At 65.1% G+C, this 13,098-nt stretch carries 15 protein-coding genes; 8 read left to right on the top strand and 7 right to left on the bottom strand.

Annotated features, from left to right (window positions below; translation table 11 throughout):
• Nucleotides 1-11 precede the first annotated feature (11 nt).
• Entirely contained in the window at nucleotides 12-638 is a 627-nt protein-coding gene (locus ACSU1G_RS32530) for an NADPH-dependent F420 reductase (RefSeq protein WP_439285459.1), read from the bottom strand.
• Between the two features lie 165 nt (nucleotides 639-803).
• On the opposite strand from ACSU1G_RS32530, the gene ACSU1G_RS32535 reads away from it, so the two are divergent.
• Both ACSU1G_RS32535 and ACSU1G_RS32540 read left to right on the top strand, forming a co-directional pair.
• Complete coding sequence (locus ACSU1G_RS32535; protein ID WP_439285461.1) at nucleotides 804-1,466, top strand: TetR/AcrR family transcriptional regulator; 663 nt, start codon at nucleotides 804-806, stop codon at nucleotides 1,464-1,466.
• Between the two features lie 131 nt (nucleotides 1,467-1,597).
• On the top strand, nucleotides 1,598-2,470 hold the full coding sequence (locus ACSU1G_RS32540) for an LLM class flavin-dependent oxidoreductase (RefSeq protein ID WP_439285463.1): 873 nt from the start codon (nucleotides 1,598-1,600) through the stop codon (nucleotides 2,468-2,470).
• A gap of 15 nt (nucleotides 2,471-2,485) precedes the next feature.
• On the opposite strand, the gene ACSU1G_RS32545 is transcribed toward ACSU1G_RS32540, so the two are convergent.
• Nucleotides 2,486-3,268 (bottom strand): alpha/beta fold hydrolase, encoded by a 783-nt coding sequence (locus tag ACSU1G_RS32545; protein WP_439285465.1) that lies wholly within the window; start codon nucleotides 3,266-3,268, stop codon nucleotides 2,486-2,488.
• Nucleotides 3,265-3,540, bottom strand: a complete 276-nt coding sequence (locus tag ACSU1G_RS32550; RefSeq protein WP_439285467.1) for a DUF1905 domain-containing protein — start codon at nucleotides 3,538-3,540, stop codon at nucleotides 3,265-3,267. Before ACSU1G_RS32550 ends, ACSU1G_RS32545 begins: the two co-directional genes overlap by 4 nt.
• 57 nt (nucleotides 3,541-3,597) lie before the next feature.
• Here ACSU1G_RS32550 and ACSU1G_RS32555 point away from each other — a divergent pair, with 57 nt between their 5' ends.
• Nucleotides 3,598-4,248: a TetR/AcrR family transcriptional regulator gene (locus tag ACSU1G_RS32555; RefSeq protein ID WP_439285469.1), complete on the top strand. Its 651-nt coding sequence runs from the start codon at nucleotides 3,598-3,600 to the stop codon at nucleotides 4,246-4,248.
• A gap of 1 nt (nucleotide 4,249) precedes the next feature.
• Here the strand turns inward: ACSU1G_RS32555 and ACSU1G_RS32560 are convergent, their stop codons facing one another.
• A complete protein-coding gene (locus ACSU1G_RS32560) occupies nucleotides 4,250-6,301 on the bottom strand; it encodes a heavy metal translocating P-type ATPase (RefSeq protein ID WP_439285470.1) in 2,052 nt (683 codons plus the stop codon).
• A gap of 261 nt (nucleotides 6,302-6,562) precedes the next feature.
• Between ACSU1G_RS32560 and ACSU1G_RS32565 the strand changes: the two genes are divergently transcribed.
• Both ACSU1G_RS32565 and ACSU1G_RS32570 read left to right on the top strand, forming a co-directional pair.
• Nucleotides 6,563-7,189, top strand: a complete 627-nt coding sequence (locus ACSU1G_RS32565; RefSeq protein ID WP_439285472.1) for an NAD(P)-dependent oxidoreductase — start codon at nucleotides 6,563-6,565, stop codon at nucleotides 7,187-7,189.
• A 14-nt stretch (nucleotides 7,190-7,203) separates the two neighbouring features.
• Entirely contained in the window at nucleotides 7,204-8,088 is an 885-nt protein-coding gene (locus tag ACSU1G_RS32570) for an oxidoreductase (protein WP_439285474.1), read from the top strand.
• Here ACSU1G_RS32570 and ACSU1G_RS32575 read toward each other — a convergent pair.
• Nucleotides 8,074-9,015, bottom strand: a complete 942-nt coding sequence (locus tag ACSU1G_RS32575) for an AraC family transcriptional regulator (protein WP_439285476.1) — start codon at nucleotides 9,013-9,015, stop codon at nucleotides 8,074-8,076. The two genes, ACSU1G_RS32570 and ACSU1G_RS32575, sit on opposite strands and share 15 nt — an antisense overlap.
• Before the next feature lie 109 nt (nucleotides 9,016-9,124).
• Between ACSU1G_RS32575 and ACSU1G_RS32580 the strand changes: the two genes are divergently transcribed.
• A complete protein-coding gene (locus ACSU1G_RS32580) occupies nucleotides 9,125-9,706 on the top strand; it encodes an isochorismatase family protein (RefSeq protein WP_439285478.1) in 582 nt (193 codons plus the stop codon).
• On the opposite strand, the gene ACSU1G_RS32585 is transcribed toward ACSU1G_RS32580, so the two are convergent.
• A complete protein-coding gene (locus ACSU1G_RS32585; protein WP_439285480.1) occupies nucleotides 9,703-10,422 on the bottom strand; it encodes an alpha/beta fold hydrolase in 720 nt (239 codons plus the stop codon). The genes ACSU1G_RS32580 and ACSU1G_RS32585 overlap by 4 nt on opposite strands.
• A 151-nt stretch (nucleotides 10,423-10,573) precedes the next feature.
• Between ACSU1G_RS32585 and ACSU1G_RS32590 the strand changes: the two genes are divergently transcribed.
• Nucleotides 10,574-11,743, top strand: a complete 1,170-nt coding sequence (locus tag ACSU1G_RS32590; RefSeq protein WP_439285482.1) for a MalY/PatB family protein — start codon at nucleotides 10,574-10,576, stop codon at nucleotides 11,741-11,743.
• On the top strand, nucleotides 11,740-12,366 hold the full coding sequence (locus tag ACSU1G_RS32595) for a histidine phosphatase family protein (protein WP_439285484.1): 627 nt from the start codon (nucleotides 11,740-11,742) through the stop codon (nucleotides 12,364-12,366). The genes ACSU1G_RS32590 and ACSU1G_RS32595 overlap by 4 nt, the downstream gene beginning before the upstream one ends.
• Here the strand turns inward: ACSU1G_RS32595 and ACSU1G_RS32600 are convergent.
• Nucleotides 12,363-13,076 (bottom strand): NADPH-dependent F420 reductase, encoded by a 714-nt coding sequence (locus tag ACSU1G_RS32600; protein ID WP_439285486.1) that lies wholly within the window; start codon nucleotides 13,074-13,076, stop codon nucleotides 12,363-12,365. The genes ACSU1G_RS32595 and ACSU1G_RS32600 overlap by 4 nt on opposite strands.
• Nucleotides 13,077-13,098: the final 22 nt, after the last annotated feature.

Consider the following 13,098-nt stretch of genomic DNA (forward strand, 5'->3'; position numbering starts at 1 on the left):
TCGGGGATGGATCAGATGGTCGTTCCGAGGTTGACGGCGAGCGAGAGGTTGAACCCCAGGCCGTTGCGCGCGAGGCCCATTTCCAGCAGCCCCGCGCCCTCCAACCAGTGCGCCATGCTGAGGTCGCCGGCGTCCCGAGGGCGCAGTCCGAGGCTCGTGATGAATGCCGAGACGCTCGCCTTGGCCTGTGCGTTATCGCCAGCTATGAACACATCCACCGGGTTTCCCGCGGCCAGGACGTGGCTGAAGAGGGTGTTGAATGCCTTCACGACGTGGGCGCGTGCGGGGGCGGCCTCGGCGATCATCTGCGCGACGGAGGTGTCTTGAGGGATGGCCAGCCCGGTGGCGTCAGCGTTGAAAGGGTTCGTGATGTCGACGACGATCTTGTCGGCCAGCGCGTCCCCGTACTCGCGGACGATCGGCACGGCGCCGGCGAATAGTACGGCGAGGATGACGATGTCCCCCGTCGGTACGGCGCCCCATGTTCCGGCGGTAGCGCCGTTGCCGAGCGTCCGAGCCAAGGCCGCGGCCTTATCCGCATCCCGGCCTATGACCTCGACCGTGTTGCCGCCTTTGAGTGCCTGGGTGCCAATGGCTGTGGCCATGTTCCCCGCGCCGATGATGCTGATGCTGCTCATGATGTGCTCCTTCGTCGTGTCCGTATCGGTGGGCCGGGGGAGCCTCAAGGTGAGGCATCCCTCCGGTTGGTGGATTCAACCGGAGGGATGCCTTATCTATTCCAGGCGCCGGCGTGAAATTCCGGAATCGGAGGGCACCCTCCGATTCCGAGGTAAATTTGATGCATGAGCATCATCGACGTTGAGCAGACGCGAAAGCCCCTGCGTCGCGACGCCCAGGAGCGCCGTGACAGGCTCATCGCTGCGGCACGGCACGAGTTCGCCGCTCGAGGCATGGATGCCTCCCTGGAGCGGATCGCTCGCGACGCCGACGTTGCCATCGGGACCCTCTATCGCCATTTCCCGACCCGTATGGACCTGCTCCTGGCCGCCCTTGAGCCGCGACTTCGGGAGTTCCTCGACGGTTCCACGCAGGCTCTGGAGATCGATGATCCGTGGGAAGGGTTCGTCTATTACGTGGAGAACCTGTTTCGCGTGCAGGCGGGAGACCGAGGTTTCAACGACTTTCTGTCCCGTCGCTTCCCCGGCAACGCTGACACCGAGCGCATCCACGACGAGATGTGTCGACAAATCGAAGACGTGCTCACCCGAGCTCAAGAATCCGGCCAGGCGCGCCCCGATATCACGCGGGCCGACATCGTCAACCTCATCTGGTTCAACGGCCGGATGCTCGACGCCACCAGCACCACCGCCCCCAATGCGTGGCGACGTCACCTCTACCTCATGCTCGACGCCTACCGGGCTGAGCGGGCACATCCGATCCCCGAGCCGCCGATGACAGACGAGCAACTCTACGACGCCATGGTCCGTCTCAACACGGTGGACTAGATAGCGGTCTGCATAGGCTGTTGCCTAAATGGAGTAATAAGCAGGAGTGACATGAAGATCGAACTGATTATTGACGCCACCCGCGTCGAAGTGGAACTGCACGACCATTCGACCGTTGAGAGTGGTGCTCTGTGACCCGTGTCGGCGCGGTCTTCAGCCCTTACCAGAATGCGCCTGAGGCCTTCCGTGTGGCTGTGGAGGCGGCAGAAGAAGCCGGTGTTCCGGAGTTGTGGCTCTGGGAGGACTGTTTTCGGGAGTCGGCGTTCGCCTCCGCAGCTGCCGCGCTCGCCTGGACGGACAGATTGCGCATTGGCATTGGGATCGCTCCGATGCCCCTGCGCAACGTGGCCGTTACCGCGATGGAGATCGCGACGATCGAGCGGATGTTCCCGGGTCGGCTCTACCCGGGGATGGGGCACGGCGTGCTGCCGTGGATGGCGCAGGTTGGTGCACGAGTCTCCTCGCCGCTCACCTTGATGCGCGAGTACATCCCCGCGCTGAGCGCACTTCTCGCCGGTGAGGAGGTGACGGTTTCGGGTCGGTATGTGACTCTCGATCGGGTGCGACTCGAATACCCACCGGAAACGGTACCTCCCGTGTACGCCGCGGGGGAGGGTCCGAAGACGCTCGCTCTTACGGGCGAGGTCGCCGACGGTACGATCCTTGTCGGCGGACACACACCGGCGGAGTTCGCGGACCAGATTCGTACAGTGCACGATGGTCGTGCCCATGCAGCCCGCGGAGACTCCACCGCGATCATCGCGTACGTCACCGCTGCGTTCGGCGATGGCGCTGAGGCTCGGGTGCGTGCTGAGCTCGGTGATCGTGGGATCCTCGACGACCGCGCAGTGTGGGGAGACGCCGACGATGTCGCGGCGGCGGTAAAGAGGTTCGCTGCCGTGGGCATCGATGACGTGGTTCTCGTCCCCGCAGCAGGAGAGTCCGATCTCGACGGCTTCTTGCGCGCGGTCGGGAAGGTCGCGCAGCTGGTGGCGTCGCGCTGAGCACGACGGCCAGAGCTATCCGGCCAGCCCGGCGAGCCGCGCGAGCCGCTCCGCCATCGCCTCCGGCTCCCACGAGTGCCAGGCACCGGCCAGTTGCTCCGATCGTCCGTCGGACGCCGAGGCCGCGAGTTCGTCGGCGGTCGCCGCCATGCCGGGAAAGGTCTCGGAGCCGACCAAGGCGAGGAGAGGGGCCGTGACAGATGACAGCACGTCGCGATAGCCGCGTTCCTCGACGGTCCTGAGCGCTTCGCCATCCGGAACCCAGCCGAGCACGATCTGCGGGTAGGTGGGGGACTGCTTGAGCTCTTCAAGCCATTCCGGCGGCATCCCGACCATGTACCGGGCGACCGCGTCCTCGAGATCGTCGGCGTCGATCGCGGCGCGGATGCTGGCCCACCATGATGGTGCGCCGTCCTCGAATAGTCCGAGTGGCGCCTCCCACAACACCATCCCTGCAAGGTCTGCGGTGCGGGCGGCGGCGAGCATTGCGATCGCGCAGCCGGAGGAATGCCCGATCAGGATGACTGGGGCGTCGGCCTCACGTGAAAGCGCGGCGATCGCCTCGAGTTGCGCGTCGAGGTCGATTGGGCCCGCTGGTATCGACTCGCCGCGCCCCAGACGGTCGGCGATGAAGGCGCGCCCACCACGTGCGGCGAACGCCTTGCCTGTAGCGAGTGTCACAGGGTCCTCGTCGCGAGCGGGTCCGGCTCCGGAAATGAAGATCGCGGTCGTCGCCCCGGTTGAGCCCAGGTCGTCGTAGACGATGCGATCGCCGCGTGGGGTGGTCAACGCGCTCAATTCGCAGCCTCGATCCGCACCCGCACACGGTCGCCGACTGCCTTGCCGATCAGCTTCCTTGTCGCTGCTTTCACAGGGCCGAAATGGAGTCCCCGCCCAGTGGGCATGAGCGTGATCTCCACCGGCGTCTCGTCGATCGTCCCGGTCACGCGCACCGGGTTTCCCGTGCCGAAGTGCTCGATCGAGCCGGGTACCTCGAACACGGTCCAGGATCCCGCTTCATCGGGGTGGATGAGCTCGGCATCGAACTCGAGAGCGGTCTTCGTGCTCATCATCATCTCCTATTTCAAGACTGAACAGTCTGATTTCTCTAAACTAGACTGGTGGGTATGAATTTATCAAGCGGTGCCGCGGATCTCCGTCCGAGTTCCGCGCGCAAACGCGAGTCCATGCTGGCGGCTGCGCAGGAGCAGTTCCTGGCCAACGGGTACGAGGGTGTGACCATGGAATCGATCGCACGAGAGTCCGGTGTCGCCAAGCAGACGCTCTACAGTCACTTCGGAGGCAAAGAGGGGCTGTTCCTCGAGCTCGTCGGATCGCAGACCCGCGCCGCGAGCGAACGTGTCCTCAGCTCGCCTCCGGTGATCTCGGAAAACGCCGATGCTCGTTCCGTGCTCGCCCCGATCCTCGAGCAGCAGCTCTCCACCGTGTTGGCTCCAGCTCTGCTCGCACTTCGACGCCTCGTGATCGGACTCTTGCCGCAGTTCCCTGATCTCGCCCGCGCTCTGCATGTGCACGGTCCGCAGCGTGCGATCGACTCTCTCGCCGAGGTGCTCAGGCGATTGGATGCTGCGGATGCTCTCAACACGCCCGATCCGGTTCTCGCGGCCACGCAGCTCAATTGGCTGATTATGGGCGACCCCGTCAATCGCGCCATGCTGCTCGGAGATGACGAAGCGCTGTCCGGCATTGACATTGCGACCCAGGTCGCGCGAGGGCTCGACGTCTTCCTCGCCGCCTATGGTTCGACAAGCGACTAGGTTATCGGCTGAGGATCGCGCGAGCCGTGGATTCGGGCCGAAGGTCGAGGCGACGCAGCAACTGAGCGTTGACCGCGACGACGATGGTCGACAGTGACATGAGAACTGCGCCGACCGACATCGGCAGGACAAATCCCACAGGTGCGAGGACACCAGCCGCAAGCGGCACAGCAAGAAGGTTATAGCCAGCGGCCCACCAGAGGTTCTGCTTCATCTTCCGGTACGCAGCGCGCGACAGTTCGATCACCGAGAGCACGGAGCGAGGGTCGTCGCTGGCGAGGATCACGCCTGCCGAAGCGATCGCGACGTCCGTGCCGGCTCCGATCGCCAATCCGACGTCGGCTTGGGCGAGGGCAGGGGCGTCGTTGACACCGTCGCCGACCATCGCCACTTTTCGGCCCTCGTTCTGAAGCTCTTGAACCTTCATGGCCTTGTCTGCCGGACGTACGCCGGCGAAGACCCGATCGATTCCCAGATCCTGCGCGACCGTCTGGGCGACAGCTTCGGCGTCACCCGTGATCATGACGACCTGCACGCCCAAGGCGCGCAGCGCATCAACTGCTTCGCGTGACTCGGTGCGCACCTCGTCGGCCAGTTTCAGTGCGCCGATAACCCGGCCATCCTGGATGACGTGGAGGATGATGGCGCCGTCGACGCGCCATTGATCGGCGATGGGAAGCTCTGCCAGATCCTCTTCCGACAGCAAGTGCGGGCCGCCAACGCGGACCGTGGTGCCGTCGATCGTTGCGGTGACGCCGACGGCGGGAGACGAGGTGAATTCATGGCTTCCGGGCACCGCGAGCTTCTTCTCGGCCGCGGCACGGACGATCGCCTTCGCGAGCGGGTGCTCGCTGTCGGCTTCCGCGGCCGCAGCGAGGGCGAGCACCTGGTCCGCGGTATTGCCGTCAACGACAGAGACGGCGGAGACGACAGGTTCTCCCTTCGTGAGGGTGCCGGTCTTATCGAACAGCACCGTGTCAACCGTGCGCATGCTCTCCAGCGCGAGCCGATCCTTGACGAGAACGCCACCACGAGCTGCACGCTCGGTCGCAATCGATACCACGAGCGGAATGGCTAATCCGAGTGCATGGGGGCAGGCGATCACAAGCACGGTGATCGTGCGGATGACCGCGGCGTCGGGAAGACCCCACACGCTCCATGCGATCGCGGTCAGGACGGCGGCACCCAGCGCGAACCAGAACAGCCACCCGGCGGCCTTGTCGGCGAGGCGCTGAGCACGAGAAGAGGAACCCTGCGCTTCGGCCACCAAGCGCTGAATGCCCGCGAGAGTCGTGTCGTCACCGGTCGCGGTGATCTCGACACGCAGCCCGGAGTCGGTGGCCACGGTGCCCGCTGTGACCGAGTCGCCGGTGCCACGGGTGACGGTGCGGGATTCACCAGTGACCATGGATTCGTCCATGGACGCGCGACCGTCGACAACGCGCCCGTCGGCGGGGATGCTGCCACCCGGGCGGACGACGACGATGTCGCCGACGACGAGATCGGCCGGTGAGACGACGACGACCCGGCCGTTGGCGACGCGTTCGGCCTCATCGGGCAGGAGCGCGGCCAACGAATCGAGGGCGGAGGTCGTCTGGGCGAGGGAGCGCATCTCGATCCAGTGACCGAGAAGCATGATGACGATGAGGAGCGCCAACTCCCACCAGAAATCGAGCTCGTGATGCAACAGCCCCAGGCTCGCACCCCACGATGCGAGGAACGCGACAGTGATGGCGAGACCGATGAGGAGCATCATTCCCGGCTTGCGGGAGCGGATCTCGCTGACCGCACCGACCAGGAATGGCTTGCCACCCCAGACGTACATCACGCTTCCGATCACCGGGGACACCCAGGCGAGGCCAGGGATGTCCGGAAGAGCGTAGCCGAGGATCATGGCGAACATGCCGGAGAAGCCAACGGTGGGGACGGCCAAGATGAGCATGATCCAGAACAGTCGCCGGAACTGCCCGACGTGCTCGCCGTGCCCGGCATGACTGGGGGATGGGCGGTGCTCGGCCAAGTGTCCAACATCGTCGTTGTGCGAGTTGCTCATGGAGTTTCCTCTTTGGGATGTTTGTTGCGTGCGGGGCGGCTCAGCGGTATTGATGTGCCCAACCGAATACCCACCCCGGGTATTCCGAGTGGGCATGAACGCCGAAGCCTGGAGCCGCTGATCTTCACAATCGCCAGGGGTGGGAACTCGCACAGCGCGTGGACGATGGCGTATGAAATCTAGACCATGCGCCATGGCGCATCCAGCATGAAGCGACTGAACTGAGTGTGACACGACACACACACACCCAAGGAGGTCGTCATGAAGGTAATCGTCTTCGGCGGAACAGGCAGTATCGGAACGCTCGTGGTCGGGCAGGCGCTCGAGCAGGGGCACAGGGTGACGGTGTTCACGCGAAGTGCAACATCAGTCGACAAGATGCAGACGCGACTCACCGTTGTCGAGGGCAACGTATTCGAGATCAGCGACGTCGCATCCGCGATCGAAGGACACGACGCGGTCATCGTCACACTCGGCGACGGGGCGAAGGGGGAAGTGCGATCGAGAGGCACCGCGACTATCGTCGCGGCAATGCAACAGCTCGGTGTACGCCGACTCATCGTGCAGTCGACGCTGGGAGTGGGGGACAGCTGGGAGAACCTCAACTTCATGTGGAAGCGCGTGATGTTCGGCTTCCTGCTGCGCAAGGCCTACGCCGACCACGTCGAGCAGGAGCGAGTGACGCGCGACAGCGGCCTGGACTGGACAATCGCGCGGCCAGCGGCATTCGTCGACGGACCGCGCACCGGGCAGTATCTGCTCGGCTTCGGACCTCGAGAGGCGGAGTCATCGCTCAAGATCGCTCGCGCCGATGTCGCTGACTTCGTCGTCTCGCAACTCACCGATCACGCCTGGCTCGGGAAGACCCCGGCGCTGGCCTACGCGTGAGGTGAGGTGTCGCTGTGGCGAAGTGGATCGCGGACGACGTGGCAGATCAGCGCGGATGCACCGTCATCATCACCGGGGCGAACAGTGGGCTCGGCGCCGAGATGACGCGTGTGCTCGCAGGTGTGGGCGCGAGAGTCATCGCAGCATGCCGCGACATCGACCGGGCATCCGCGTTCGCCCAAACTGTTGTTGGCGAGGTCGAGGTGCATCACCTCGACCTCGCCGATCTGGCCTCGGTGCGGGCCTTCGCGGCCGGCATCGACACCGGCGTTGATGTGCTCATCAACAACGCCGGCGTCATGGGCGTTTCGAAGGGGCGCACGGCCGACGGCTTCGAACGGCACATCGGCACCAACCACCTCGGGCCGTTCCTCCTCACGAACCTCCTGCTCGACCGGCTTCGCGCCCGCGTCGTGACGGTCACGAGCGGGCTGCACATGCTCGGCACGATCTCGCCCGACCTCAACTGGGAGCATCGCCGATATCAGCGGTGGCTCGCCTATGCGCAATCGAAGCTCGCCAACGCGCTCTTCGCCTACGAGCTGCAACGTCGGCTCGTGGCCGACAATCGCGACGTCGTCTCGATCGCTGCGCACCCCGGCGTCGCCGCAACCTCGGGGCAACGCCGCGACGGCTCTCTGCAGGGCAAGATCCTTGTCGGTGGTCGCGCCCAGCCGCCAGCGATGGGTGCGCTACCCATTCTTTTCGCTGCGACGGCGCCGGGTATCCGGGGCGGAACCTGCATCGGGCCTGACGGCCGATTCCAACGCAATGGTTTCCCGACCGAAGTGCGCACAAGCCGCACCTCCCGCGACCTGACGATCGCGGCGAACCTGTGGCGCGAAAGCGAACGACTCACCGGGCTGCGTTCGCCGGTCGAGCGGCTACGACGTGAGTGATCGCGCCCGGTGCTCTTTCGGGCTCATGCCGCGCTCGCGCTTGAACGCCGTACTGAGGGCAAAGCCGCTGCTGTATCCGACCTCGCGGGCGACCGCTTCAATCGTCGTGTTCGGTTGCAACAGGCGGTCGGCCGCAAGTGCGAGGCGCCACCCAGTCAGATAGGTCATGGGCGGCTCTCCGACCAGCTTCGAAAAGCGTAGGGCGAGCGCCGCCCGCGAGACGCGCACACGCGCCGCGAGCTCTGCGATCGTCCACGGGTACGCGGGGTCGTCGTGCAGCAGTCGCAGGGCGTGGCCGATGATCCGGTCGCTCTGTGCGCCGTAGAGCCCGGCACGTTCGGGCTCTGCGTGTGTGACCCATGCGCGCAATACCGCGACGAGCAGCACGTCGAAGAGACGATCGAGCACGGCTGACTGACCGGGTGCATCTCGCACGATCTCATCGGCCAGGATGCTGATGAACGGGGTATCGAAATCGGGCGCACGCACGTGAATGACGGGCGGAAGCGCGCTCAACAGTCGCTGCGTGACTTCACCGCGAACTTGGTAACAACCCATGAGCATGACGGTCTCGCCGTCGCGATCGTTGCCCCATGATCGCAAGCCCAGTGACCACTCGTCGTCGACATCGCGGCCCTCGGGGCTTTCGACGCGCATTCCGGGCAGGATAACGACGTCGGGACTGACGCCGGGCTCATCCGAAACGGTGACAGCAGCGGGACCGCGCGCGATCGCGACATCACCCGCGCGCAGCTCAAGCGGGGCGCCTTCGTCTCCTTCGACCCAGGCGGAACCGCGCAAAATCGCGATCAGTCCCAGGGGTGACTCGTCGGCGAGCCGCACCGACCAGGGTGGCGTCAGACTCGCGCGCAGCAGGTAGGCGTCGCGACCGCGAGGAGCGTCGAGCAGGCGTGCGAGCGCATCCATGGGTTCAGCCTAATAGGGGTGCACCGACGACGTACCGTGGCCGGATTTTTCCGTATGTTGGCAGTGTGACGCCTTGCCTCGCCGCAGGATACGAAGCCAGGATGGATGCATGACAACCGGAACCGACACCGCTCTGCTGGTTATCGATGCACAGGAATCCTTCCGCCATCGGGTGAGCGACTGGGCGGCGACGGCGAACCCCGAGGTGCTCGACAACATCGCGCGGCTGGTGGATCACTCGCGGTCAGTTGGCGACGTGATCGTCTGGATCACCCATGCCGAACCAGGATCGGGCGGGGTGTTCGATCCCGCGCTCGGTCTTGTTCGAGTCGTATCGGACTTCGAGCCTCTCGACGCGGACATCCACATCACGAAGACCTCGATCAACTCCTTCACCACGACGAATCTGCAGCAGCAATTGATGCTGCGCGGCATCCGTCACCTGGTGATCTGCGGCATCCGCACTGAGCAATGCTGCGAGACGACCGCCAGGGTGGCGAGCGATCTCGGTTTCGCGGTCGATTTCGTCACCGAAGCCACCACGACCTCCGGGATCGAGGCCGGCAAGGGGTACGCCGCTGTGACTGGCGAGGAAATCATGCGGCGAACCGAGAGCGTTCTCGGAGCCCGCGGCTTCGCTGCGATCGTGACTGTGGCTCAGCTGGTGGAGGCTCCGGCGGTCAGCGCTTAGGGCGCCGCTTCCACAAACCATTCGTCAAGCCTCCGTGCGAGCCACACGGGTTTCTGCAGCGGGACGCCGTGTCCGGCACCCTCCACAATTTCCCCCGTGCTGTGGGGGAGTGCGTCGTGCAGAGCCTCGGCCGACGACCTCATGATTCCCTGTTCCTTCGACCCGGCGAGTATGAGCGCGTGCCCGGGAAACGCGCCCCAACGCGCGGGAATCGTGAATCGGATGTTCTCGCCGACGGCCGCGAGCAAGGTGTCTCTCGACACCGTGGATGACGTTCGCAGATAGTCATCGAGGAGTTCGGGCGGGATGAAGAGCGCTTTTGCCTGCAATCTCGCGAACCACGTGTACTTCGCAAGGCCGGCGGTCGCACCGAGCAGGGCAAGAGTCAGGCCGGGCGCACGCGTGGGCTTGGCCTGTGCGCTGATCACGACGACACGATCGACAAGATCCGGTCGCCGGGCGGCGAGCATGATCGCCAGCTGTGCACCGAGCGAGAATCCGATGACCGTGACGGGCGAGGCTTCGCCGGCCAGCAGTGATTCCAGCTCCGCGATCGTTTGATCGTGTGAACGGTAGATTTCGTGCGCGCTGTGGTCGTGGCCGGGGAGATCGGGCACGATGAATCGATTGCCCGCTCCCATCTGCGTGCGCAGAGGATCCCACATCCACCCGGCGACGCCGCCGCCGTGCAGGAGGAGAACGGGTCGGTCGCTCACCTCGCCGAATTCTCTTACATGCATGGGGGCGCCAATCAGCTGGGACTCGGTGCTCGAGCTTACCGGCCTCGGCGGACCACATTCGGTAGGGCCGCCCCGGGGCATCCGCCACTGGATAGGGTTGACCACAGCCGTGCCAGAGGAGACCAGAATGACTTTTTCCGACGAGATCGACGCGACCTCCCTTGAAATGCTCCGCGCAACCGGTGGGATGAAGTGGACGGATCCGCAGGTGGCCATCGGAGCGTTCGTCGCCGAGATGGACTTCGGCGTTGCTCCCGTCATCCGGGCAGCTCTGCACGACGCCGTGGATGCGGGCGTCTTCGGATACATGCCGACCGCGATGAGCGATGATCTCAAGCAGGCGACGGCCGAGAGACTCCGCGACCGGCAGGGCTGGACGATCGACGCCAAGCAAGTGTTTCCGATCCCGGACGTGATCAAAGCCCTGGAAGTGACGATCGAATCCTTCTCCACGCCGGGCTCGAAGGTGATCGTGCCGACACCTTCGTACATGCCGTTCCTCTTCGTTCCGCCCACCATGGGGCGCGAAGTGATTGAGGTCCCGATGTTGGAGGTGGACGGCGTGTGGAACCTCGACCTCGACGGCATCCAGCGCGCATTCGACGACGGCGGCGAAGTTCTCATCCTCTGCAACCCGTACAACCCGCTCGGTCGAGTCTTCACACGCGAAGAACTGGTGGCCGTGAGCGAGCTTGTCGATCGCAACGGCGGACGCGTGTTCTCGGACGAGATCTGGGCGCCGGTCGTCTACGGTGAGGCGACGATGGTGTCGTATGCGACGATCTCCGACGTCGCGGCTGGGCACACGATCACGGCGGTCTCCGCGTCTAAGGCCTGGAATCTTCCTGGGCTCAAGTGCGCACAGCTCGTCGTCAGCAATGACGCGGATCAGGCGAAGCTCGACGAGATCGGAGGATGGATCGGCCACGGCACGTCCAACCTCGGCGCGGTCGCGAACACTGTCGCCTACCGTGAGGGGCAGCCGTGGCTCGACGAGGTCATCGACTACCTCGACGGCAACCGCCGTGAGCTCCTGTCGTTGGTGGCGAGGCACCTCCCCGGCGTGCGCATCTCCGCCCCCGAGGGCACGTATGTCGGATGGCTGGACTTCCGGGGGCTCGGAATCGAACGGCCGGGAGACTACTTCCGCGAGCACGCAGGCGTCGGACTCACCGATGGCAGTGCATGCGGGGCGGCCGGCGTAGGCAGCGCTCGCCTCATCTTCGCCATGCCTCGCCCCATCCTTCGCGAAGCGATCATGCGCATGGCGGCGGCGGTCCCAGTGGAGCGCACATGACGACGCTCTACTTTGCTCGGCACGGCGAAACCGAGTGGCATGCCGAACATCGCTACGCGGGTTCGTCCGACGTGGCGCTCGTGCCGGACGCGATCTCTCAGGCCGCGGATCTCGCTGCATGGGCAGGGACGGCGGGACTCTCGGCGATCGTCACCTCGACCCTGAGTCGTGCACGGCTGACGGCCGAGCCCGCTGCCGAGGCTGCGGGTCTGCCGCTTCGCATCGACCCGCGTCTGGTGGAGATCGATTTCGGACGCGGCGAAGGGCTGACACCGGCGGAGCTCGCGGTGGCGTTCCCGGATGACTGGGCGGGATTCGAGCGGCAGCCGGCGCAGCATCCACTGCCTGGCGGAGAAGCAGGACGCGCCGGTATCGCCCGCGCTATGCCTGTGTTCGACGAACTCGCGGACGAGTTCCCCGATGGTCGAGTGCTCGTGGTCGGACATGCGACTCTGATGCGACTCATGCTCTGCGAGCTGATCGGGCTTGACCCCAACTGGTACCGCGACATCTTCCCGGCGCTCGACAACTCGGCGCTTCTTGAGCTCGACTTTCCGTACCTGGGTGAATCGAACTGGCCGGGACGTGCGCGCATCCTCGGCATCAACGTGCCCCCGATCTAACGAAGCGCCTCACCGCGTGCCCGTGCCACGACGATTCCTCGCTGCGATGTCGGGAAATGGTCGAGCATGTCTCGTAGCCCTGCGGCGTCGACATCCGCTCCGAACGCCTCGGCGCCGGATTCCAGCATGATTCCCGCGGCCAGCGGACCGGCGACTACCGGATCGAAGCCGAGGTCGTCCACGAGTGCTGCGACGATGGCAACGCTCTCCGCATCATCACCCGCGATCGCGATGGCCTTGCGCCCTGGCGTGTCACGAGGACGCGCCTCATCCTCGAGATCCTGGTAGCTCATGTGGCTCAGCGCCTTCACGACGCGCGCTCCGGTGAGGTGCGCCTGCACGAGTTCGCTGGTCGAGGTGCGCGGATCGCTTAGATCATCGCGGATGCCATCGGTTGCCCACCAGTAGTTCATCGCGTCGATCACCAGGGTGCCGCGCAGCAACTCTGCGGGCAATGTCCGATATCGGCCGAGAGGCATCGCCAGTATGACGGCATCCGATTCAGCGATGACCGTCTCGGTAGTGGCTGCTGTCGCGCCGATGGCGTTCATCAGCGGCGCGATGAGGGTGGGGCTTCCCGACGCCGCCACGAGAACGCGATACCCGGCGGATGCGGCGAACTGTGCGAGCACGGTGCCGAGTCTGCCTGCACCGAGGATGCCAAGGGTTCGGATCGTGCGCGTTTCGCTCTCCACAGGGTTGCTCTCCACAGGGTCAGCGTACGACGGCATC

The organism is Microbacterium sp. A93 (assembly GCF_051842835.1).